The 22,336-nt window shown below is 67.9% G+C and carries 19 protein-coding genes; 3 read left to right on the top strand and 16 right to left on the bottom strand.

Going from position 1 to position 22,336, the window contains the following annotated elements; translation table 11 throughout:
- The first annotated feature begins 64 nt into the window (after positions 1-64).
- Both pbpC and ACTJJK_RS06860 read left to right on the top strand, forming a co-directional pair.
- On the top strand, positions 65-2,377 hold the full coding sequence (gene pbpC, locus ACTJJK_RS06865; RefSeq protein ID WP_440729862.1) for a penicillin-binding protein 1C: 2,313 nt from the start codon (positions 65-67) through the stop codon (positions 2,375-2,377).
- Between the two features lie 128 nt (positions 2,378-2,505).
- On the top strand, positions 2,506-3,108 hold the full coding sequence (locus tag ACTJJK_RS06860) for an NAD(P)H-dependent oxidoreductase (protein WP_223621098.1): 603 nt from the start codon (positions 2,506-2,508) through the stop codon (positions 3,106-3,108).
- Between the two features lie 267 nt (positions 3,109-3,375).
- Here the strand turns inward: ACTJJK_RS06860 and ACTJJK_RS06855 are convergent, their stop codons facing one another.
- Both ACTJJK_RS06855 and ACTJJK_RS06850 read right to left on the bottom strand, forming a co-directional pair.
- On the bottom strand, positions 3,376-3,978 hold the full coding sequence (locus ACTJJK_RS06855) for a ferritin-like domain-containing protein (protein WP_440729836.1): 603 nt from the start codon (positions 3,976-3,978) through the stop codon (positions 3,376-3,378).
- Positions 3,979-4,110: 132 nt separating this feature from the next.
- Entirely contained in the window at positions 4,111-4,587 is a 477-nt protein-coding gene (locus tag ACTJJK_RS06850; RefSeq protein ID WP_440729835.1) for a peroxiredoxin, read from the bottom strand.
- A gap of 162 nt (positions 4,588-4,749) precedes the next feature.
- Between ACTJJK_RS06850 and ACTJJK_RS06845 the strand changes: the two genes are divergently transcribed.
- Positions 4,750-5,643: a DnaJ C-terminal domain-containing protein gene (locus ACTJJK_RS06845; protein ID WP_223621097.1), complete on the top strand. Its 894-nt coding sequence runs from the start codon at positions 4,750-4,752 to the stop codon at positions 5,641-5,643.
- A gap of 185 nt (positions 5,644-5,828) precedes the next feature.
- Here the strand turns inward: ACTJJK_RS06845 and pilH are convergent, their stop codons facing one another.
- From pilH to bla, 14 genes are all read right to left on the bottom strand, one after another.
- Complete coding sequence (gene pilH / locus ACTJJK_RS06840) at positions 5,829-6,200, bottom strand: twitching motility response regulator PilH (protein WP_031370810.1); 372 nt, start codon at positions 6,198-6,200, stop codon at positions 5,829-5,831.
- Between the two features lie 60 nt (positions 6,201-6,260).
- Positions 6,261-7,253, bottom strand: coding sequence for a YhdH/YhfP family quinone oxidoreductase (locus ACTJJK_RS06835; RefSeq protein WP_440729834.1), 993 nt, complete (start codon positions 7,251-7,253; stop codon positions 6,261-6,263).
- Between the two features lie 531 nt (positions 7,254-7,784).
- Positions 7,785-8,030, bottom strand: a complete 246-nt coding sequence (locus ACTJJK_RS06830; RefSeq protein ID WP_440729833.1) for a hypothetical protein — start codon at positions 8,028-8,030, stop codon at positions 7,785-7,787.
- Positions 8,031-8,237: 207 nt separating this feature from the next.
- Positions 8,238-8,882: a DUF6438 domain-containing protein gene (locus ACTJJK_RS06825; protein ID WP_440729832.1), complete on the bottom strand. Its 645-nt coding sequence runs from the start codon at positions 8,880-8,882 to the stop codon at positions 8,238-8,240.
- Between the two features lie 48 nt (positions 8,883-8,930).
- Complete coding sequence (locus ACTJJK_RS06820; RefSeq protein ID WP_440729831.1) at positions 8,931-9,524, bottom strand: TIGR00730 family Rossman fold protein; 594 nt, start codon at positions 9,522-9,524, stop codon at positions 8,931-8,933.
- Positions 9,525-9,728: 204 nt separating this feature from the next.
- Positions 9,729-11,153: a dihydrolipoyl dehydrogenase gene (gene lpdA / locus ACTJJK_RS06815; RefSeq protein ID WP_031372992.1), complete on the bottom strand. Its 1,425-nt coding sequence runs from the start codon at positions 11,151-11,153 to the stop codon at positions 9,729-9,731.
- A gap of 119 nt (positions 11,154-11,272) precedes the next feature.
- Positions 11,273-12,484 (bottom strand): dihydrolipoyllysine-residue succinyltransferase, encoded by a 1,212-nt coding sequence (gene sucB, locus ACTJJK_RS06810; protein WP_031372991.1) that lies wholly within the window; start codon positions 12,482-12,484, stop codon positions 11,273-11,275.
- A gap of 69 nt (positions 12,485-12,553) precedes the next feature.
- Positions 12,554-15,388 carry a 2-oxoglutarate dehydrogenase E1 component gene (locus ACTJJK_RS06805; RefSeq protein ID WP_440729830.1) on the bottom strand — a complete coding sequence of 945 codons (2,835 nt, stop codon included), beginning with the start codon at positions 15,386-15,388 and terminating at the stop codon, positions 12,554-12,556.
- A gap of 257 nt (positions 15,389-15,645) precedes the next feature.
- Entirely contained in the window at positions 15,646-16,548 is a 903-nt protein-coding gene (locus ACTJJK_RS06800) for a GNAT family N-acetyltransferase (protein WP_031372989.1), read from the bottom strand.
- Positions 16,545-17,783, bottom strand: a complete 1,239-nt coding sequence (locus tag ACTJJK_RS06795) for a ribosomal protein uL16 3-hydroxylase (protein ID WP_223621091.1) — start codon at positions 17,781-17,783, stop codon at positions 16,545-16,547. Before ACTJJK_RS06795 ends, ACTJJK_RS06800 begins: the two co-directional genes overlap by 4 nt.
- Positions 17,784-17,838: 55 nt before the next feature.
- On the bottom strand, positions 17,839-18,651 hold the full coding sequence (locus ACTJJK_RS06790) for an ankyrin repeat domain-containing protein (RefSeq protein WP_161786136.1): 813 nt from the start codon (positions 18,649-18,651) through the stop codon (positions 17,839-17,841).
- 207 nt (positions 18,652-18,858) lie between these two features.
- A complete protein-coding gene (locus ACTJJK_RS06785) occupies positions 18,859-20,307 on the bottom strand; it encodes a hypothetical protein (protein WP_440729829.1) in 1,449 nt (482 codons plus the stop codon).
- Between the two features lie 264 nt (positions 20,308-20,571).
- Complete coding sequence (locus ACTJJK_RS06780; RefSeq protein WP_440729828.1) at positions 20,572-20,976, bottom strand: VOC family protein; 405 nt, start codon at positions 20,974-20,976, stop codon at positions 20,572-20,574.
- Between the two features lie 108 nt (positions 20,977-21,084).
- The gene (gene bla, locus ACTJJK_RS06775; RefSeq protein ID WP_440729827.1) at positions 21,085-21,993 is read right to left on the bottom strand and encodes a subclass B3 metallo-beta-lactamase; all 909 of its coding nucleotides are present in this window, start codon (positions 21,991-21,993) and stop codon (positions 21,085-21,087) included.
- Between the last annotated feature and the right edge of the window lie 343 nt (positions 21,994-22,336).

The following is a 22,336-nucleotide window of genomic DNA, read 5'->3' as shown; positions in this document are numbered from 1 at the left end:
GCGCGAGCCGTCCCGACGCGGTTCGCCCCGGCGCCGTGTCGTGCTGAAAACGCTGTTGGCGCTGATGCTGTTCGCGATCGTGGCGATGCTGCTCGATCTCGCGTTTCCGTTGCCGCTGCCGAAACCGCGCGATGCCGGCGCCGTGGTCACCGCGTCCGACGGCACGCCGCTGCGCGCCTTCGCCGACCGCGACGGCGTCTGGCGCTATCCGGTGCGCGACAGCGAGGTCTCGCCGCTGTATCTGCAGGCCTTGCTGAGCTACGAAGACCGCTGGTTCTGGAAGCACCCGGGCATCAATCCGGTGGCGATGCTGCGCGCCGCCGGGCAATGGCTGCGCAGCGGCCGCGTGGTCTCGGGCGGCTCGACCCTGACCATGCAGGTCGCGCGCATCCTCGATGCCGCGCCCGGGCAGAACCGGCGCAGCCTGTGGTCGAAGAGCCGGCAGATGCTGCGCGCCGTGCAGCTCGAAGTGCATTTGTCCAAGCGCGAGATTCTCGGCCTGTATCTCAACCGCGCACCCTTCGGCGGCACCGTCGAAGGCGTGGAAGCGGCGAGTTGGGCGTACCTCGGCAAACCCTCGTCGCGTCTGTCGCATGCCGAGGCCGCATTGCTGACGGTGTTGCCGCAATCGCCGAGCCGGCTGCGGCCGGATCGCGAGCCCGAGCGTGCGCGCAAGGCGCGCGACAAAGTATTGCAACGCATGGCGGCGCTGAAGGTCTGGTCGCAGGACGAAGTCGCCGACGCCCGGGTCGAACCGGTGGTCGCGCGCTCGCTGCAACCGCCGCGTTACGCGCCGTTGCTGGCGCAGCGGTTGCGCGTGGAGAACCCCAAGGCCTTGCGGGTCGCGTCGACCATCGACCTGGAGCTGCAACGCACCTTGGAAGATCGCGTATCGGCGTATTTCTCCAGCCTGCCCGAGCGCACCTCGGCGGCCTTGCTGGTGGTCGACAACGCCAGCCTGGAAGCGCGCGCTTATGTCGGTTCGGTGACCTTCGGCGATGCCGCGCGGCTCGGCCACGTCGACATGGTCAAGGCCTGGCGTTCGCCGGGCTCGACCTTGAAGCCGTTCCTGTACGGACTGGCGCTCGACGACGGCTTGATCCATTCCGAAAGCCTGTTCGTGGATGCGCCGCAATCCTTCGGCGGCTATCGCCCGGGTAATTTCGACACCGCCTTCAACGGCCCGGTCGGCGCGGCGACGGCCTTGCGCCTGTCGCTGAACATCCCCGCGGTCGATCTGCTCGATCGGGTCGGCCCCTCGCGTTTTTCCGCGCGCCTGGCCCATGCCGGCATCGACCTGCAGTGGCCGCGCGGCGCGAGCCCGAACCTGGCGATGATCCTCGGCGGCACCGGCGCGCGCCTGGAGGACTTGGTCGGCGCCTATTCGGCGTTCAATCGCGACGGCATCGCCGGGCGCGTGCGCTATCAGCGCGATGCGCCGAGGTTGGAGCGGCGGCTGTTGTCGCCGGGTGCGGCCTGGATCGTGCGCGAGATTCTCGAAGCCAACCCGCGTCCCGGCAGTGTCGAGGAAACCTTCGACACCCGCGGCCGGCCGCGGGTGGCGTGGAAGACCGGCACCAGCTACGGCTTCCGCGATGCCTGGGCGCTCGGCAGCACGCGCGGCTACACGGTCGGGGTTTGGGTCGGGCGGCCGGACGGCACGCCCTTGCCGGGCCAGTACGGCGCGGTGACCGCCTTGCCCTTGTTGTTCGAGGTGATCGACAGCTTGCCGCGGCAGAATGGCGATGCCGCCCTGCGGCCGCCGCCGAAGAACGTCGAGCAGATCGAGATCTGTTGGCCGCTCGGCATCGCGCCGGACCCGCAGGCGCCCGAACTCTGTCACCGGCGTCTGCAGGCGTGGACGCTCGACGGTTCGGTGCCGCCGACCTTCGCCGAACGCGATGCGCGCTTGTGGAACGCCGGGCTGGAACGTTACCAGGCCGATGCGCGCAGCGGCCTGCGCCTGTCCGGCGAATGCAGCCAGCCGCACGAACGCCGTTCGCGCGAACTCGCGCGCTGGCCGGCGCTGGCCTCGCCCTGGCTCGCCGCCGACACCCGCAAGGCCGCGCGCCTGCCGCCGCTGGCGCCGGACTGCAGCGACGACGGCCGCGATGCGGTCGAGGAACTGCGCATCGAAGGCATCGACGACCAGGCCACATTGGCGCGCGCGCCCGGCAATGCGACGCCGCTGCGCCTATCGATCCGCGCGCTCGGCAGCGATGCGCGGGTGCGCTGGTTGCTCGACGGACGCCTGATCGGCGAATCGCAGGGACGTGCGCGTTTCGACCACGACTTCGGCGAAGTCGGCGAGCACACGCTGACCGCGTTGGCCGATACCGGCGCCTGGTCGCGGGTGAGGTTCCGGGTGTTGCGTTAGGGCGAGCACGAAGCCCGAGTCGGTCCTCGCAGGGGGATTCCCGGCGCTTGACGAAGAAACATACCAAAGGTAACTTACGTCTAGTAAGTTACCCTTGGTAATAATTCTTTCTTCTGCCGGATGTCCTCATGAACACACTCATCGTCGTCGCCCATCCCGACCCGCAATCGCTGACCCATGCCGTCGCCGCGCAACTGGCGGATGGCCTGGCGCAGTCGGGCCACGCCTTCGAGATCGCCGACCTGGCGGCCGAAGGCTTCGACCCGCGCTTCAACCACGACGACGTCGCCGGTTTCTACCTGCGCGCTGACGCGCCTGCGGACGTGCGCGCCGAGCAGGCGCGGATCGATCGGGCCGATGCGCTGGCCCTGGTGTTCCCGGTGTACTGGTGGTCGATGCCGGGCTTGCTGAAGGGCTGGATCGACCGAGTATTCGCCAACGGCTGGGCCTATGAGGAAAAGGACGGGCGGGTGGTCAAGAAACTGCAGCGCCTGAGCGTGCATTTGCTCGGCGTCGGCGGCGCCGGCGCCGGCACCTACGTCAAGCACGGTTATGAGGCGGCGATGAAGACCCAAATCGACCACGGCATCTTCGATTACTGCGGCGCCCGCGTGCTGACCTCGGAGTTGCTACTGCATACCAACCCCGACGAAGCCGCCGCCCATCTGCATACGGCCTTCGCGCTCGGCCGCGGCCTGTTCGCCGAGGCAGCGCAGGGCGAGGCGGCCTGAGGAGGCGAAGCGAACGGGAAGCATCGCGGTCGCGGCTCACCGCTCCCGCATGAGCGACTGTGTCCTGCCCCTGTAGGAGCGGCTTGAGCCGCGATCACGGGACGAAGAGTCCGCAACGCCTGCGCGAGTAATCGAAGGCGTGAATTATCGCGGGATAGGGACCGACGCCATCGTACTGAGTGTGCGACCGTGCGGGAAAGATCGCGGTCGCGGCTCACGCCGCTCCTACAGGGGCGGGGGCGAGCCGCGGCCGTTGGCTGTTGCGGCTTATCCGCCGGTCCAGCCGTTGAGCAGGTCGGCCAGTTCGTCGGCGTGTTCTTCTTCCTGCGCCAGGATGTCCTCCATCAGGCGCTTGGTGGTGGTGTCCTGGTCGCCGATGTAATCGATGATCTGCCGATAGCTGTCGATCGCGATGCGTTCGGCGACCAGATCCTCCTTGACCATGTCGCGCAGGTCGGTGCCTTCTACGTATTCGGCGTGCGCGCGCTTGGACAGCACGTCGGGATTGAAATCCGGGGCGCCGCCGAGCTGGACGATGCGTTCGGCGATGCGATCGGCATGCGCCTGTTCTTCGTTGGCGTGTTCGAGGAATTCGGCCTTGATCGCATCGGCCATCAGGCCGCTGGCCATGAAGTAGTGGCGCTTGTAGCGCAGCACGCAGACGATTTCGGTCGCCAGGGCTTCGTTGAGCAACTTGATCACCGCCTCGCGGTCGGCGCGGTAGCTGTCGGTGATCGCGCCGTCTTCGATGTGCTTGCGGGCACGCGCGCGAATGGTGGCGAGGTCGGTGACGAACGCCGAGAGTTTACCGGCGGACGATTGCGTGGACGCCGGGCGGGCGACGGTCTTGCTGACGGGCTTGGCAGGCATGGTGCCTCCTGGCTGGTCGGGGGAAGAGAGCGGGAACCTCGTGCGGGCGGGTGAAGAGGAAACGCAGCGGCGCGTCGATGGAGTCGATGAAGCGAGCGGCCCGGACCTGTGGCGATCCGGGCCGGCCGCGGCTCAGACCTGTTGCAGCATGTATTCGGCCGAGGACACGCGGTACTCGCCGGGTTCTTCGACGTGCAGTTGCTTGACCACGCCATCGTCGGCGTACAACGCGAAGCGCTTGGCGCGCGTGCCCATGCCGTAGGCGCTGGCGTCGAGCTCCAGGCCGAGCGCGCGGGTGAAGTCGCCGTTGCCGTCGGCCAGCATGATCATGCCGTCCGGCGCGTGCTGGCTCTGGGCCCAGGCCTGCATCACGAACGGGTCGTTGACCGCCAGGCACAGCACTTCGATGCCCTTGTCGCGGAACTCCTGGAAATGCTGGACGAACCCGGGCAGGTGTTTCTCCGAGCAGGTCGGGGTGAAGGCGCCCGGCACCGCGAACAGCACGGCCTTGCGGCCGTCGAACAGGGCCCGGGTATCGACGTTCTCGATGCCTTCGTTGATGCGCTTGAGTACGACTTCGGGAAGGCGTTCGCCGACCTGGATGCTCATGGAAATCTCCTGTGGGGGTTCGAGTCTAGGCAGCAGGTGCTAAATACCGCGTCAACGCGACTTGAAATCGCGGTCGTCGCCGCCATGCTGTCAGGCTAATGATGCGTCAAGACGGCGTGAGTGGGCTGCGCCGCGTATGGCGCTTGTATGTGGGGAGCAACGATGCAGTTCAAGGATTATTACGAAACCCTCGGCCTGGAACCGAGCGCGGGCGAGGCCGAGATTAAGACGGCCTATCGTCGCCTGGCGCGAAAGTACCATCCCGATGTCAGCAAGGAGGCCGGCGCCGAGGAGAAGTTCAAGGCCGTCAACGAGGCCTACGAGGCGCTGCGCGACCCACAGAAGCGCACGGCCTACGATCAGTTGCGCGCACGCGGCTACCGGCCCGGCGACGAAGTGCAGCCCAGCGCCGGCGGCTACGGCGGCGGCAGCCCGGACTTCGAGGAGATCTTCGCCGGCGGTGGCGCCGGCGGCGGTTTCAGCGACTTCTTCGAGACCCTGTTCGGTCGCGGCCGCTCGGCGGCCGGCGGGTTCGGCCAGCAGGGCGCCCGCAGCGCGCCGCCGCGCGGCGATACCCGGGCCAAGCTCGCGGTGTCGCTGGAAACGGTGTACGAGGGCGGCAGCATCCGCATTTCGGTCAACAACAAGACCCTCGACGTACGCGTGCCGAAGGGCGTGCGCCCCGGCCAGCTGATCCGCCTGGCCGGGCAGGGCGCACACGGCGACCTGCTGCTCGAGATCGAATACGCCGCGCATCCGCATTTCGAAGTCGACGGCCGCAACGTGATCTACATGTTGCCGTTGGCGCCGTGGGAAGCCGCGCTCGGTGCGACCATCAGCGTGCCGACCCTAGGCGGCCCGGTCGAGCTCAAGATCCCGGCCAACTCCGAGGCGGGGCGCAAGCTGCGCCTGCGCGGCCGCGGCCTGCCGGGCACCCAGGCGGGCGACCAGATCGTCGAGTTGGAAGTGCTGGCGCCGCGCGCGGAAACGCCGGCGCAGCACGATGCCTACGAGGCGATGCGGGTGGCCTTCGGCGAGGATTGGCGGCGGGTCTGAGCGCTGCCGCGGCCATCGGCCGCGTGGGGCGTCGTGGCCGGTCGACTGCGATGCCGCAGCCGGTGCGTGGTGGCCCGAGTGCGCCGCCGATGCGCTGAAGCGAGTTTGGAAACGACAAACCCGGCTTGCGCCGGGTTTGTTCGTTCTGCTGCGAGGCGCCGGCCTGCCGGGCCCGCGTGCCGCATTCAGGCGGCCGAAGGCAGCAGCTGCGCGATGATCTCGGACAGATCGGTCTCGCTGAACGGCTTGGTGATGTAGGCCTTGGCCCCCTGGCGCATGCCCCAGACGCGGTCGGTGTCCTGATCCTTGGTCGTGACCAGCACGATCGGGATGTGTTTCGTCGTGGATTCGCGGCAAATCGAGCGCGTCGCCTGGAACCCGTTGAGGTTCGGCATCACCACGTCCATCAGGATCATATCGGGCAGCTCGCGCTTGGCCGCTTCGACGCCGGCGGCGCCGTCCTCTGCGGTCAAGGCTTCATGCCCCAGTTTTTCGACGATGCGACGAATGCCCATCAGCTGGGACGGCGAATCGTCGACGATCAGAATACGCGCCATGTGTTTCCCCCAAGAACCTGCGGCCGATTGTAGCGACGCGCCGCGCCGCTGCAATGCCAACTAGATCACGACGAGGGTCCGGCCGACCGAACCGCCGGCCAACATGCCCGGAAATACCTGCGGCAGCTCGGCCAGACCGACTTCGCGGGTGCAGATCCGGTCCAGATGCGCGGGCTTCCAGTCGCTGCCCAGGCGCTGCCAGATCTCGTCGCGGATGCTTCTTGCGGTGCCCGCCGAGGCCACGCCGAGCAGCGACACGCCGCGGATGATGAACGGCATGACCGTGGTCGCCAGCTCGTGGGTGGCGGCGAGCCCGGCGGTGGCGACGTTGCCGTAGGGCGCGGTCTGGGCGAGCAGGCTGGCCAGCATCGGCCCGCCGACGTTGTCCAGGCCGCCGCCGAAGCGCGCCGACTCCATCGGCCGCTCGGTCTGTAGGGCGTCGCGGCCGAGCACCTCGCGGGCGCCGATCGAGCGCAGGTAATCGGCTTGTTCGGGCTTGCCGCTGATCGCGTGCACCTCGAAGCCGACGCGGCTGAAGATGTCCAGCGCCAGCGAACCGACGCCGCCGGTGGCGCCGGTGACCGCGAGCGGCCCCTGCGCCGGCGTCTGCCGGTTGTCGAGCATGCGGTGCAGGGCGAGCGCGGCGGTGAAGCCGGCGGTGCCGAGGATCATGCTCTCGCGCAGGCTGAGGCCGGCCGGTAGCGGAATCGTCCACTGCGCCTGCAGGCGCGCGTACTGGCCGTAACCGCCATCGCGCACCTCGCTGAGGCCGCAACCGGTGACCAGCACCGCGTCGCCTTCCTTGAACGCCGGATCGCTCGAGGCGACCACGTGGCCGGCGACGTCGATGCCGCCGACCAGCGGGAACCGGCGCAGGATCTTGCCTTCGCCGGTGCCGGCCAGCGCGTCCTTGAAGTTGACCGACGAGTACGCGGTCTTGATCACCACCTCGCCGGGCGCGAGATCGTCGAGCGAGACCGACTCGATGCCGCTGCGGTAGCCGCTGGCGTCGTTATGGATGCGGAAGGCGTCGAAGGAGGCGGGTAGGGTCATTGCGTGCTCTGGCGGCGGTACGGGGCGTGGAGCGGCACCGGGTGGGGCGGGTGGATCGTGATGGGGGATGATAGCCGAGTGGGTAATCGCGGTCTTTTTGGCCTCTGGCAGGGGCGCTCGCGAGTGGTTGCAGCCCCTTGTAGGAGCGGCGTAAGCCGCGACCAAAGGACGCGCAGACACGGCAACGCCGACGTCATTCATCGCAGCGGCGTGCCGTCGTGGGGGTAGGAGCGACGCGAGTCGCGACCGCGCAACTCGCGGTTGGTGCGTTCCTTGCCGCAGAGCGATGAAGCAACATCAAGGTCTACAGCTTCCGTCCGCTGACGCGGCCGGGTTACTTTCTTTTGCTAAGCCCAAAAGAAAGGTAACCAAAGAAAAGGGCTTTCCTTGCAAGGGCACAGGCCACGAGTTCGATGCGGTCGCCGGGATTTTTCGATAGGACATCCATGTCCTATCGAAAAACGGCGCACGTCCTGTGCGCCGCCCTCCGGGTCTACGGTTGCATCGCAAGTTCGGTACTGCGCCAAGCTTTCACGGCAACGGCAACGGCAACGGCAACGGCAACGGCAACAGCAACAGCAACAGCGACAGCGACAGCAATTGTTGAATTGCCGATACTGTTGTTGCTGTGCGCAGCATCAGTCTTGCGAAGGCAATCGAAGACCCGAAGGGCGGCCTGCATGGATGCAGGCCGTTTTTCATCGGGACATGGATGTCCCGTATGAAAAATCCCTGCGTCGGCATCGAACGTGCGGCCGGTGATTCAAAGAAAAGCATTTTTCTTTGGTTAGCTTTCTTTTGTTGCTTATGACAAAAGAAAGTAACCCGCCGCTTTAGTGGCGGAAGCTTTTAGCGTTTGATTTAGATCTTTATCTTGCGTGAGCGAAACGCCGCAAACCCCTTACAGCGCGGTCGCGGCTCGCGCCGCTCCTACAAGAAACGATCCGCAACTAGGGCGATTCGTCGCACCGGAACGCCTCGCCTTCATGGCTGCACGGAACCGGCATTCGCCGCTGCGCCGAACGACGGCAAGCGGCAACGCTCCGGCGGCGACAATCGGGGATCGTTGGGGTCCTGCGGCGGACGGGTTTGCGCGGACCAGAAGCCGGCGCAGCTCGCGGTTTCGATCAGGGCGACGGTCTCGCAGAACACATCGGGCACGAAACGTGCTTGAGGGTCGATCGAGGTGGACGACAGGGCGCCTGGCTTCTTGCTGTCGCGCAGGCAGGCGACGGCGTTCTGGGTGACGCGGCGCTCGCCGGATGGCGTGTTGACGGTGATCGTCGTGGTCGGGCCGTCGGACACGCCGCTGGAGTAGTCCGGCAGCAGTTCGGCGAAGGCCTTGGAATTCACTCGCTGGAACAGGGCGCGACGGTCCTTGTCGGCGATTTCGTGCGGGATCACCAAGTCGCCGCTCGCGCTGCGCAGCGGGTGGCGGCCGGTGAAGTCGCGGGCGCTGAAGATCGCCACACCGTCGGAGTTGATGCGCAACTTATAGACCGGACAGCTGTCGAGGCAGCCGCTACGTTCGATCTCGACCGTGGTGCGGTCGATGTCGCTCGCGGGAGGCCGGGCCGGTTTGCACGCCGCCACGGCGAGCACGGCCAACGGCAATACGATCCAACGCATGATCCGACCTCCTGTCCCTGGGCCTCGCAGCTTATCGGGCCTTGCAGCTTAGCGCAGGGCGTTGCGCCGCTTCTCGTCCATCCACTTCGATGCGGCGGCCGGCTGGTACTCGCTCATCCAGGCGAGCATCGTGTCGAGGTCGTCGCCGTGCCACAGGTCGCGGCGCTGGTCGGCGTGCAGGAAACGTTCTTCGACCATGCGGTCGAGCATCGACATCAGCGGCGTGTAGAAGCCGTCGATGTCGAGAAACGCGCAGGGCTTGTTGCCGATGCCGAGCTGGCGCCAGGTCAGCATCTCGAACATTTCGTCGAGGGTGCCGAAGCCGCCGGGCAGGGCGACGAAGCCGTCGGCGAGGTCGAACATGCGCGCCTTGCGCTCGTGCATCGAACCGACGATCTCCAGCTTGGTCAGGCCGTGGTGGGCGACTTCCCAGTTCACCAGCTGCTCGGGAATCACCCCGATCGCTTCGCCGCCGGCTTCGAGCACCGCATCGGCGACCGTGCCCATCAGGCCGACGTTGCCGCCGCCGTAGACCAGGGCGATGCCGTCCTTGGCCATGCGCGTGCCGAGCGCCATCGCGCGTTCGGTATAGATCGGCCTGGAGCCGGAATTGGAGCCGCAGTAGACGCAGAGGGTTCGCATGGCTGTTGCCGGGAATGGGGAATCGGGAGTCGGGAGTCGTTAGAGCACAGGCGTTGCGACGGGTCGAAGCGAAGACGGGAGTGTGGATCAGGGAGTTGGAGCCTTCAGAGGCTGGACTTTCCCTCCGCCCCAAAAGCGAATCGGGAACCGGATTAGCGCGTGGCGCTCTTCCGATTCCCGATTCTCCATTCCCGATTCCCGGCCTTAATTGGCCTTATGAATCGCGCGCTTGTCGACCGCCATCGCCGCATCGTGGATCGCTTCCGACAGGGTCGGGTGAGCGTGGCAGATGCGTGCGAGGTCGTCGGCGGAGCCCTTGAACTCCATGGTCAGCACGCCTTCGTGCACGAGCTCCGACACGCCTACGCCGACCAGGTGCAGGCCGAGGACGCGATCGGTTTCGGCGTGGGCGATGACCTTGACGAAGCCGGCCGGCTCGCCCATGGCCACCGCACGGCCGATCGCCGCGAACGGGAAGCTGCCGGTCTTGTACGGCGTGCCTTCGGCCTTGAGCTGCTGCTCGGTCTGGCCGACCCAGGCGATTTCCGGCTCGGTGTAGATGACCCACGGAATGGTGTCGAAGTTGACGTGGCCCGGCAGGCCGGCGATGAGCTCGGCCACGGCGATACCTTCCTCGAAGCCCTTGTGCGCGAGCATCGGGCCGCGCACGCAGTCGCCGACCGCCCACACGCCGTCGACGCCGGTGTGGCAATGCTCGTCGACTTCGATCTGGCCGCGCTCGTTGAGCTTGACGCCGGTGCCTTCGGCCAACAGGCCTTTGCTGGCGGCGCGACGGCCGACCGCGACGAGCAGCTTGTCGACCACCAGTTGCTGGTCGGCCTTGCCGTCGTTATAGGTCAGGTGGACGCCGTCCTTCTGGATTTCGGCCTTGCTGACCTTGGCGCCGAGCTTGATCTCCAGGCCCTGCTTCTTGAATTCCTTGGCGGCGGTCTTGGCCACTTCGGCGTCGGCCACGGCGAGGAAGTCGGGCAGCGCTTCGAGGATGGTGACCTCGGCGCCCAGGCGCTTCCACACGCTGCCGAGTTCCAGGCCGATCACGCCGGCGCCGATCACGCCCAGGCGCTTGGGCACTTCGGTGAAGTCGAGCGCGCCGACGTTGTCGACGATCTTGTCGCCGTCGAACTTGGCGAACGGCAGTTCGATCGAATCCGATCCGGCGGCGATGATGACGTTGGTGCCCTTGAGCTCGACTTCCGAACCGTCGTGCTGCTTGACCTTGACGATGTTGCCCGGGTGCAGGGTGCCGAAGCCGTAGTAGGGCGTGACCTTGTTGGCCTTGAACAGCATCGCGATGCCGCCGGTGAACTGCTTCACGATCTTGTCTTTGCGGCCGACCATGGTGCCGACGTCGATCTTGGCGTTGTCGGCGCTGATGCCGTGCTCGCCGAACAGGTGCTGCAGGTTCCAGAACTGGCGCGAGCTGTCGAGCAGCGCCTTGGACGGAATGCAGCCCACGCGCAGGCAGGTGCCGCCGAGGGCGGGCTTGCCGTCCTTGCCGAGTGCGGCGTCGATGCAGGCGGTCTTGAGGCCCAGCTGGGCGGCGCGGATGGCGGCGTGATAACCGGCCGGACCGGCGCCGATGACGACTACGTCGAATTGTTCAGACATTGGGGGTCCTTGGTGGCTCGAAATGATTCAGAAGAAAAGGAGTGAGTATGGAAAAGTGAGAAATGAGTAAAGCAACGTCTGCCACTCACTCCTCACTCCTCTTTACTCTCAGCTCGCCCTTACATTCCGAGCAGCATGCGATGCGGATTTTCCAGCTGGTTCTTGATGTCGACCAGGAACAGCACCGCGTCCTTGCCGTCGATGATGCGGTGGTCGTAGGACAGGGCGATGTACATCATCGGTGCGGCGACCACGGCGCCGTTCTCGACGATGGCGCGTTCCTTGATCGCGTGCATGCCGAGGATGGCCGACTGCGGCGGGTTGACGATCGGGGTCGACATCAGCGAGCCGAAGGTGCCGCCGTTGGTGATGGTGAAGGTGCCGCCCTGCAGGTCTTCCAGGGCCAGCTTGCCGTCGCGCGCCTTCTTGGCGTAGTCGCCGATGGCCTTCTCGACGTCGGCGAAGCCCATGCGCTCGACATTGCGCAGGACCGGCGTGACCAGGCCCTTGTCGGTCGACACGGCGATCGAGATGTCGGCGTAGCCGTGATAGACGATGTCGTTGCCGTCGACCGAGGCGTTGACCACCGGGTGGCGCTGCAGCGCGTTGGCGGCGGCCTTGGCGAAGAAGCTCATGAAGCCGAGCTTGACGCCGTTGGCCTTCTCGAAGGACTCGCCCAGCTCCTTGCGCATCGCCATGACCTTGCCCAGGTTGACTTCGTTGAACGAGGTCAGCATCGCGATCGAGTTCTTCGACTGCATCAGGCGCTCGGCGATGCGCGCGCGCATGCGGGTCATCGGCACGCGCTCTTCCGGGCGGGCGCCCGAGGCATTGCCGACGCCGCCGGACTTGGCGTAGTTGAGGATGTCTTCCTTGGTCACCGCGCCCTTGCGGCCCGTGCCTTCGACCTGCGCAGCGTCGATGCCTTCCTTGTTCGCGGTGAAGCGCGCGCCCGGCGGCAGTTGGTCGTTGGAGGCTGCGGCCTTCGGGGCTTCGGCCTTCGGGGTGATCGGCTGGGCGCCGGCGGCCGGCAGCGCTTCGGCCTTGGCGGCGGCCGGAGCGGCTGCGGCGGCGGGCTTGGCTTCGGCGGCGGCGCCGGCCTCCACGATCGCGATCAGCTGCTGGCTGGTCACGGTCGCGCCTTCCTCGAACTTGATTTCCTTGAGCACGCCGTCGACCGGCGAGGGCACTTCGAGCACGACCTTGTCGGTTTCCAGATCGACCAGGTTCTCGTCGCGCTTGACCGCATCGCCCGGCTTCTTGTGCCACGTGGCGATCGTGGCGTCGGAGACCGACTCGGGAAGGACGGGGACTTTGATCTCGGTGCTCATGGGGCAGGCATCCTGGAGTGCTTGAAAGGGTGTGTGTCGTTCTTGGATGTAGGGTCGGCAGGCCAGCGCTTATTCAGCGCTGGACTCGCCTTGCAGCGAATTGACCAGCGCGTCGGCGACCAGCTTGGTCTGCTCGGCGACGTGGTCGGCCAGGTGGCCGGCCGCTGGCGACGGCGAACGCGCGCGGCCGGCGTAGTGCAGGCTCTGCTTCGGCGCCAGGCAGGCGGACAGGTGGTGGCGGATCTGGTACCAAGCGCCCTGGTTCTGCGGCTCTTCCTGGCACCACACCACGTCCTTGGCCGCGCTGTAACGCTTGAGTTCGGCCGCCAGCAATTCGCGCGGGAACGGGTACAGCTGTTCGATGCGCAGCAGGGCGACGTCGTCCAGACCGTCCTTCTGCGCCTGCTCGAACAGGTCGTAATAGACCTTGCCCGAGCACAGCACGACGCGCTTGACCTTCTTGACGTTGGCCTGGGCGTCGGGGATCAGGTGCTGGAACTCGCCGTTGGCCAGTTCGTCCAGGGTCGAGACCGCGAGCTTGTGGCGCAGCAGCGACTTGGGCGTCATCACCACCAGCGGCTTGCGCGTGCTCATGCGCATCTGCCGGCGGATCATGTGATACGCCTGTGCCGGCGTGGTCGGCGCGCAGACCAGCATGTTCTCGAGCGCGCACAGCTGCAGGAAGCGTTCCAGGCGCGCCGAGCTGTGCTCGGGCCCCTGGCCTTCGTAGCCGTGCGGCAGGAACAGCGCCAGGCCGCACAGACGGCCCCACTTGGCTTCGCCCGACGACAGGAACTGGTCGATCACCACCTGGGCGCCGTTGGCGAAGTCGCCGAACTGGGCTTCCCAGATGTCCAGGGTCATGGGATCGGCGGTCGAATAACCGTACTCGAACGCCATCACCGCTTCTTCGCTGAGCAGCGAGTCGATGATGGTCATGTCCGACGGCGTGCGCACCAGCTCGCGCAGCGGCATGACGTAGGCGTCGGTGCTCTGCTCGTGCAGGATCGCGTGGCGGTGGAAGAAGGTGCCGCGGCCGCTGTCCTGGCCGACCAGGCGCAGCTTGTAGTCCTCGCTGAGCAGGGTGGCGTAGGCCAGATTCTCGGCGAAGCCCCAGTCGCCGCCGAGCTCGCCGGCGGCCATCTTGCGGCGGTCTTCGTAGATCTTGGCGACGCGCGGGTGCAGCTTGACGTTGTCGGCGACCGCGTTGATCTGGGTGGCCAGCGCGTCGAGCTTGCTGCGCTCGAACTTGGTGTCGACCGGGTCGCTGAGCTTGCCCGACAGGTACTTGGACCAATCGATGGTGAACTCGTCCGGCTTGACCTCGACCAGCTCGGTGGTGACCGCGCCCTGGTCCAGCTTGTCGCGGTAGTTGTCCACCAGAGCCTGCGCGTCTTCGGCCTTGAGCACGCCTTCGGAAACGAGGCGGTCGGCGTACAGCTCGCGCGGGGTCTTGTGCTTGCGGATCACCTGGTACATCAGCGGCTGGGTCGCCGCCGGCTCGTCGGCCTCGTTATGGCCGTGGCGGCGGTAGCAGACCAGGTCGATGACCACGTCGCGGCCGAAGCGCTGACGGAAGTCCAGCGCCAGCTCGGCGCAGAACACCACCGCTTCCGGGTCGTCGCCGTTCACGTGCAGGATCGGCGCGCCGACCATCTTGGCCACGTCGGTGCAGTACAGCGTGGAACGCGCGTCCTGGCGCTCGCTGGTGGTGAAGCCGACCTGGTTGTTGATGACGATGTGGACCGTGCCGCCGACCGCGAAACCGCGTGCCTGCGACATCTGAAACAGTTCCATGCCGACGCCCTGGCCGGCGAACGCGGCGTCGCCGTGCAGCAGCACCGGCAACACCTGCGCACGACCGTTCTCGCCGCGGCGGGTCTGGCGCGAACGCACGCTGCCGGCGACCACCGGGTTGACGATTTCCAGGTGCGAGGGGTTGAACGCCAGCGCCAGGTGGACCGGGCCGCCCGGGGTGGCGACGTCGGCGCTGAAGCCCATGTGGTACTTCACGTCGCCGGTGTGGGCGTGCTCGTCGTGGTCGAACTTGCCTTCGAACTCGTCGAACAGCTTGCGCGGCGGCTTGCCGAGGGTGTTGACCAGGACGTTGAGGCGGCCGCGGTGGGCCATGCCGATCACCACGTCCTGCACGCCCTGTTCGCCGGCGCGGCGGATGGTCACGTCCATCAGCGGGATCAGCGCGTCGCCGCCTTCCAGCGAGAAGCGCTTCTGGCCGACGTACTTGGTGCCGAGGTAGCGTTCCAGGCCGTCGGCCGCGGTCAGCCGCTCGAGGATGCGCTTCTTGTCGTCGGCGCTGCGGGCGAACTTGCCGCCGGCGCCTTCCAGGCGTTCGTACATCCAGCGGCGCTGTTCGGCGTCGGCGATGTGCATGAACTCCGCGCCGATCGGGCCGGTGTAGGTGGCCTTGAGCAGGGCGAGCAGGTCGCCGAGCTTCATGCGTTCCTTACCGGCGACGCCGCCGGTGCTGAACTCGCCCGACAGGTCGCTCTCGGACAGGCGGTGGAAGCCCAGCGCCAGGTCCGGCGCTTCCGGCTTCTCGAGCAGGCCCAGCGGATCGATGTTGGCGGCGAGGTGGCCGCGCGAACGGTAGGCGGTGATCACCTTGCCGACCGAGCGCTCGCGCTCGTCGCTGGCCTGGGAACCGCCCGCGGCGGCCGTTACGACGCCCCGGGAGGCGGCGCGGCTGGCGGCGGCGATGCTTTCGATGGCGGCCGAATGCGGGATGTCCCCGGCTTCGCGGCCCTTGAACCCGTCGAAATAGGCTTTCCATTTGCCCCCGACGCTTTCGGGGTCGACCAGGTACTGCTCGTACAGGTCTTCGATGAAGGCGGCGTTGGCGCCGAGTTGCGAGGATTGCGAGAACTGCTTCAGGAGACTGTCCACGATGGCTATCGGGAAACTCTAGGTGGGCGGATTGGGGTCGCGCATACGCCAGGGGCGCGCGGACAAGGCCCGGAATTATAGCGGTAGTGTTAAGGCCAGCGGCATAACTACTTATGTCTAAGCGGCCGATTTTGTTCGATATCCGATGCCGGAGCGGATACGGACCGTTCCGGCAATGCCGCTTGGGCGCAACAGGGCCGGTCGCAAGCGGGCCGCGGGCCGGCGCCGAGCGTGGCCGAAGGCGGTTTACCCGAGCCTCAGATTCCGAGCGCGCGGTACTCGCTGCAGGGGCGGGCGCGCTCCCAGACCGGGTCGAAATGCGCGCGCAGCTGGCGTGCGCGTGCGCCGCCGTCGAGCCGGGTCTCGCCGTCGTAGCGGTGGCCGAGCGGGCGGTAGTACCAGCCGTCGCGGTCGTTGACCACATAGGCCGAAGGGTATTTCAGGTCGACCGGCTCTTCGATGGCGCGGAACTCGAACACGCTCGACAGGCGCTGGCTCAGCCCGATCAAGGGGGCGAGCGCGCGTTGCGGCGCGCCCGGGTCGTGCAGCAACACCCGGATTGCGCCGCCGGAGGTGGCGAGCCGGCGCAGCGCGGCGACCACCTCGGGCCGGTCGAGCAGGCCCGGGTCGAGGTCGCGGCTGTAGATCGACAGGCCGCGGCGGGCGTTGGCGACGACTCCGGCCAGGGCGGCGAGGGCGGCAGCGCGGGTTTCGACCGGGTTGGCGGCGTCGAGCAACAGGCGCATCGACTGGTGGTCGATGCCGGCCTCGACGAAGCGCTCGCCGAACGGCAGGAAGCCGCGGCGGGCATAGAAACCGATCGCCGAGGCCTGGGCGTGCAGGGACAGCTCGCGCCAGCCGAGTTGGCGGGCGCGTTCGATCAGGGCATCGAGCAGGGCCTCGCCGACGCCGCGGCCGCGCCAGCCGGCGAGCACGGCCATGCGGCCGATGCGCCCGTCCGGGGTTAGCCGGCCGGTGCCGATCGGGCGTTCTTCGGCATCCAGGGCCAGCACGTGCTGGCACAACGGGTCGTGCGGGTCGAGTTCGATCTCGGCCGGGACCTGTTGTTCCTGCACGAACACCGCCTCGCGGACCGAGCGCAGCGCCGCCAAGGCAGCGGCGTAGTCGGCGACGGCGACGACCCGGAACCCGGTGCTCATTCCTCTTCTCCGCCGTCCTCGTCGTCGAGGCCGAGGCGGTAATGGCCGGCGGCGATGAGTTCCTGGACGCAATCGCGGCCGGCTTCTGACAGCGCCGAATACACGGCGGCGTCGATTTCGGCGGCGGCCGAGATGGCCTGGGCGTCGCCGGCGGGCAGGGCGAATTCCTGGCCGCTGACGTAGAGCCGGGCCAGCGCGCCCTGCGCCTTGGTCTGTCTGGCCGGCTGCGCATGGGCCTTGCGCCAGGCCATGCGCGACCACGGGTGGCGCCATAGGCTGGCGCCGCGCTCGAGGTCCCATTCGATCTCGATGCGAGAGCGCGGGTCTTCATGGCCGGACGAGACTTCGCCGGCGGCGCGGTAGACGGTGATGAAGCGGCCGAACCAGTCGCCGAGGCGGTCGGGGTCGTTCATGCGCAAGACGTTCAAGGCCTCGACCACCCGGCCCATCGCCGCGGCGTCGATCTCGTTGGGATCGGCCGGCGGGCTCAGGTCGGGGTCGTGGTAGCGCAGGCTCTCGTCGGCTTCGGCGGCCAGGGTGTCGATGAAGTCGCCCATCAGCTCGGCCGCCGACGGCGCGCGCATGCCGACCGAGAAGGTCAGGCAGGCATCCTCGGCGACTCCGTGGTGCGGCACACCGGGCGGCAGGTACAGCATGTCGCCGGGGCCGAGCACCCAGTCGTGGCTCGGCTCGAACTCGCGCAGCAGCTTCAGCTCGGCGTCCGGGCGGAAATCCTGCGGCGCGCCGGGGCGGGCGTCGATCTGCCAGCGCCGATGGCCCTGGGCCTGCAGCAGGAACACGTCGTACTGGTCGACATGGGCGCCGACCGAGCCGCCGGGCGCGGCGAACGAGACCATGATGTCGTCGATGCGCCAGCGCGGCAGGAAATCGAAGGCCGGCAGCAGCGCGGCGACGTCGGCGTCCCACTTGTCCACGTCCTGGACCAACAGCGTCCAGTCCTGGTGCGGCATGCCGGGGAATTCGGACTCCTCGAACGGCCCATGCCGCAGCGAATAACGATCGCTCGCGCGATCGTGCTGGATCAGCCGCGCCAGCACGCCTTCTTCGCAGGCCAGGCCGGCCAGGTCTTCGGGTTGGATCGGCGATTGCAGGCCGGGAAAGGCGTTGCGGATCAGCAGCGGGCGTTTCTGCCAGTAGTCGCGCAGGAACACGGCTGGCGGCATGCCGAGCGGCGGGCGTCGAGCGGCGTCGACTTCGATGAGAGGCGATTTCATGGGCGCGAAGTCTACGCCAGGGGCGTCGCGCTTGGCGTCGTCGCGCCGGCCGAAGTCAGCGCGGCGTCGACGCGTCTTTCAATTCGCTTTCCCGGTGCTCGATGTCGGCTTTCAGATCGACGACGGACGCGGCGTCGCCCGCGCCTTGGGCCAGGCGCAGGCGCTGCAGATGCGCCGGCTCGCGCGGCAGGGTCAGGCCGCGTGCGGCGAGCAGTTGCTGGCAGCGCTGCTGCCATTGCGCGAGCTGCGGGAATTTGCCGCCGTCGACCGGCCACCAGTAGACGTTCTCGACCACGGTCTGGGCGCCGATGCGCTCGGGCTTGGCCGCGCTTTCGAGGCGGTGAGTGGGGTCGGCGCCGCGTTCGAGCAGCCAAAGGGTCTTGTCGAACTGGCCACGCGAGTAATACGTCAGCAAGGTGTCGCCGCTGTCGCCGTGGGCCGGGGCATCGATGTCGGCGCCGTGCTCGATCAGCAGCTTGACGTTGTCCCACTGCCCGGCGAGGGCGGCGATCCGGGTCAGAGGTTGCCGGTCGAGATCGCTGGCGTCGGCGCGGCCGCCGCGTTCGAGGAAGGCGCGCAACACCTCCGGCGATTCGGCTTTGGCCGCCCACACCATGACCGTGCCGACGGCGGGCACGGCGCGGTTGGGGTCGGCGCCGGCCTCGATCAGGGCGGCGACGCCGGCGGCGTTGCCGTGCAGCACCGGCCAGGCCAACAGCGGCAGGCCGCCCGGGGACACCGCATTGGCGTCGGCATGGGCTTGCTTGACCAGCCGCTGCACCTCGTCGCCGCGGCCGGCGGCGGCCGCCTGCGCGAGTTCGAGTTCGGGACCGTTGAAATGTTGCTCGATCTGCAAGTTGGGGGCCATGGCGACGACGGGCTCGGCAGAAGGTGTGGATGCGACGGCGGGCATCGGTGCGGAGTCGCTGCAGGCGCACAGCGCCAACAGGACCGAAGGCGCCCAGTGAAGGCGCGAACCGCCTTCGGGGAAGGGCGCGCGGGTCATGTCGGCAGTATGGCCATTGTGGCGATCCTCCGGCGTGAGCCCGGCTCGGCAAGGCTCATCGGCCCGGGTTCAAGCGTCGAGCTGTTCGCGCAAGGCCGCTTCCTCGCTGTCGATGTGGCTGGCCATGGAGTCGTCGAACACGCCGAAGCTATGCCGGTCGACCATTTCCAGCACGCTGGGGATGGTATCGGGCTCCAGCCCGGCCTCGATCGCGGTGGCCACGCCGGTCTCGATGGCGTCGGTCGCGTCGGCGGCGAGATCGCCGCCTTGCTCGACCAGGTCGCCGAGCGATTCGATGCCGTCGCCAAGAGTCTCCACGCCGTCGCCGAACGCGCCGAGGATCGCACCGGCCGGGCCGGGCAAATGCTCGTCGATGAATTCGGTGCCGCTGTCGACCAGGTCGGTGAAGCCGCCGACGATGTCGCCGAACAGGCCGCCGCCGTCGCCGACGGTCTCGGCGATATCGCCGAGTTCGCCGATCGGCAACTGGTCGGACGCGGCGTTGATGCCGTCGATGGTGTCGTCGAGCGAGACAATCTCGGGGCGCGCTTCGCCGTTGTCGTCGGTGGCGTCGAGGGTGACGCGGCGGCCGACCGCATCGGGCAGGTTCAACACGCTGTCGGCGGTGGCGTTGGTCGGCAACACCACATCGTCCTGCAGGCGGTTCGCGGCCAGGCCGACGCCGTTGAGAATGGCGGCGAAGCCGGCGGCGTTGTCGTCGGACAAGCCCGAGGTCGCGGCCTGCAATTCGGTCAGCAGGTCGCCGTCGACGGCATACGTGGTGATGTTGCCGTCGGCCTGCTCGAAGCTGAGGCCGCGCTCGGCCAGTGCCGCCTCGACCGTGGCCGGGTTGACCCCGGCCGGGTTGGAGACGATGCCCCGGTTGCCGGTGACCAGCGCCGCCGCGGTGGCGAGGCCGCCGCCGAGCGAGTGGCCGCTGAAGATGACATTGTCGCCGCCGTGTTCGGCGACCGAGCTGGCGATGTCGATGGCCTGGTTGTAATAGGCCTCGTCGTTGCCGAGCGCCTGGGCGACGTCGGCGTTGACGTCCTCCAGGTCGGCGAAGTCGGTGCCTTCGAACTGCAGCACCGGCGCGGCATCCGGGCCGAACACCGCGGGATCGGGGATGAACAGCTCGGCATTGAAGCCGGAGCCTTCGGGATGCAGTTGCTGCGGGGTCAGCCCGTACAGCTCCAACTCGGCCTCGCTGGCGCGATGCCAGCCTGCGGGCACTTCGTCGTCGGCGCCGAGCGAGCGGCTCAGGGCCAGCACTTCACGGTCGTGGTACAGCGTTTCCAGCGCTTCGGTCTGCTGCCACAGCGCGCCGTCCCGATCCTGCTGCGCCTGGGTATAGCCCTGGGTCAGCAGCTCGCGTTGCTCCGGGTTCGAGGTCGCGGCATTGACCCGCGCTTCGATCTGCTCGGGAGTCTGCGCCGGCGGCGGAGGCGGCGGTTCCTGCTGCAGGACCTGTTCGACGACACGGGAGACGCTTTGGACGAAATCGGTGACGAAGGACATGACCGTAATCCGGGCTGTGACGGCTGCCGCGAATCTCGCCACAAGCTGCGCCGCTCCGCCATCCGGGCGGACCCTAGCCTAGGGTCCGCCCGGGGACCCGGATTTAGGGCTGCCGTTCGCCCGGGGACCCGGATTAGGGATGCCGTCCGCCCTGGGGACCCGGATTAGGGATGCCGTCCGCCCTGGGGGACCCGACTTGGACCTACGGTTCGCCCCGGGGCCAACCGATCGCAGGTTCGGAGTTGGCCCTGGGGGCGTCGCGACTCAGGTCGGGTCCGCGATCTCGTCGTAACCGCGGCCGACGAACTGCAGCAGGCACCAGCCGTGGCCGAACGGATCGGCGATCTGCACGATGCGGCCCCAACGGGGGCTGCGGATGCGGTCTTCCTGGATGGCCCCGGCGGCGACCGCACGGGCCAATGCGGCTTCGGCGTCGTCGACGACCACGTCGCAATGCACCGGCGTCCAGTGGCGCGAATACACCCGCACGTCATGGCCCGCGGCCTGGCTGCCTTCGGTCTTGAGCAGCAGATAGATCGGCGCTTCGCCGCCGAGCAACTCGACCACTTGGTCGCCGAAGCGGCGGCCGACCCGCAGACCGAAGGCTTCGGTGTAGAACGCGGTGGCCTCGTCGAGGTGCGGTACGTCGATGTTGATCAGTTGTTTCATCGGGCGGCTCCGCGGGCGATAGCCATCGATCTTGCGCGCTCCCGCGCTAAGGCCGCGTGGCGATGCGGGCCATGCCGTTGCCGGCGCGGCCCGCAAGCAGGCCCGGGCTCAAGGCGCCGGTGCGCGCTCCTTGGCCAGGCGTTCTTCGAGCTTGCCGGCGCCGGTCGCGGCGTAGGCGCGGCAATCGTTGGAAGTGCCCGACGGCGTGGTTTCGGACGCGTCCAGTCGCGCGAGCAGGTTGCTGGCATTGGGATGCGGGGTCACCAGGATGTCGCAGGGCAGCGCGGCGACGGTCTCGATGCTGCGGCGGAACGCGGCGACTACGCCGGGGTGCGCGGTTTCGTCGCTGTAGCGGTAAACATCGTCGCTGATCGGGGTGAGGCTGTCGGCGTAGGCGATGCTGCGGCACTCGCCGGCCTCGTCGCAGGCGCGCCAGCTCCAACTGGTGCCGCCCGGTGTGTGGCCCGGCGTGGCATGCGCGGTCAGCACGATCGGGCCGAGGCTGAGGGTGTCGCCGTCGCCGATGGCGCGCACTGCGGTCACTGGCGGGAACGGCGACACGCTCAGGAACTGCGGATCGCCGCGATTGCTCTTGCCGGTTTCCAGCGCGGCGATGGCCGGTGCGCGCGCGACCACGGTCGCGCCGGTGACGCGCTGCAGGTGGGCGAGGCCGCCGGCATGGTCGTTGTGTTCGTGCGAATTGAGCAGATAGCGGACCTGGCGCGGGTCGAAACCGAGCTTGCGGATATTGGCTTCGATCTGCGGCGCGGCTTTCTCGGTGGCGCCGTCGACCAGCACATGGCCCTGGTCGGAGGTGATCAAGACTGCGCTGAGCCCGCAGGTGCCGACGTACCAGGTATTGCCGTGGATACGGCGCGGCTGGGTAGGCTGGTGCCAGTCGGGATCGGCCGCGCACGGCGCGGCGGCGGCACCGGTGGCGTTGGGCGCGGGTGTCGACGCGCAGGAGGCCAAGACGCAGATCAGAGAAGCGGCCAGCAGGCCGTCACGCAAAAACATCGGCGGATCCGAACGGAAGCGAAGGGGCGCTCACTATGTTCGATCGCGTCGTGCAGTGGAACCGCGCGATGTCGATTGCGACGGCCACCCTGTAGGAGCGGCGTAAGTCGCGACCGCGTCGCTTCCTGATGGCCACGCCGGCACGTGCAATCCCGCAGTCGCGGCTCGCGCCGCTCCTACAACAGCAGCGGCGCGGTTTTGGGGTAGGAGCGACGTAAGTCGCGACCGCAGCGCTCCATGATCGCCGCGCCGGTACATGCAATCCCGCAGTCGCGGCTCGCGCCGCTCCTACAACGGCAGCGGCGCAGCTTTGGAGTAGGAGCGACGCAAGTCGCGACCGCGT

Origin of the sequence: Lysobacter sp. 22409, assembly GCF_052045105.1 — a bacterium.
In the GTDB taxonomy this organism is placed as follows: Bacteria; Pseudomonadota; Gammaproteobacteria; order Xanthomonadales; family Xanthomonadaceae; genus Lysobacter; species Lysobacter antibioticus_B.
Note: the sequence above shows the minus strand (reverse complement) of the source record. Positions and strands in the feature narration are given on the sequence as shown.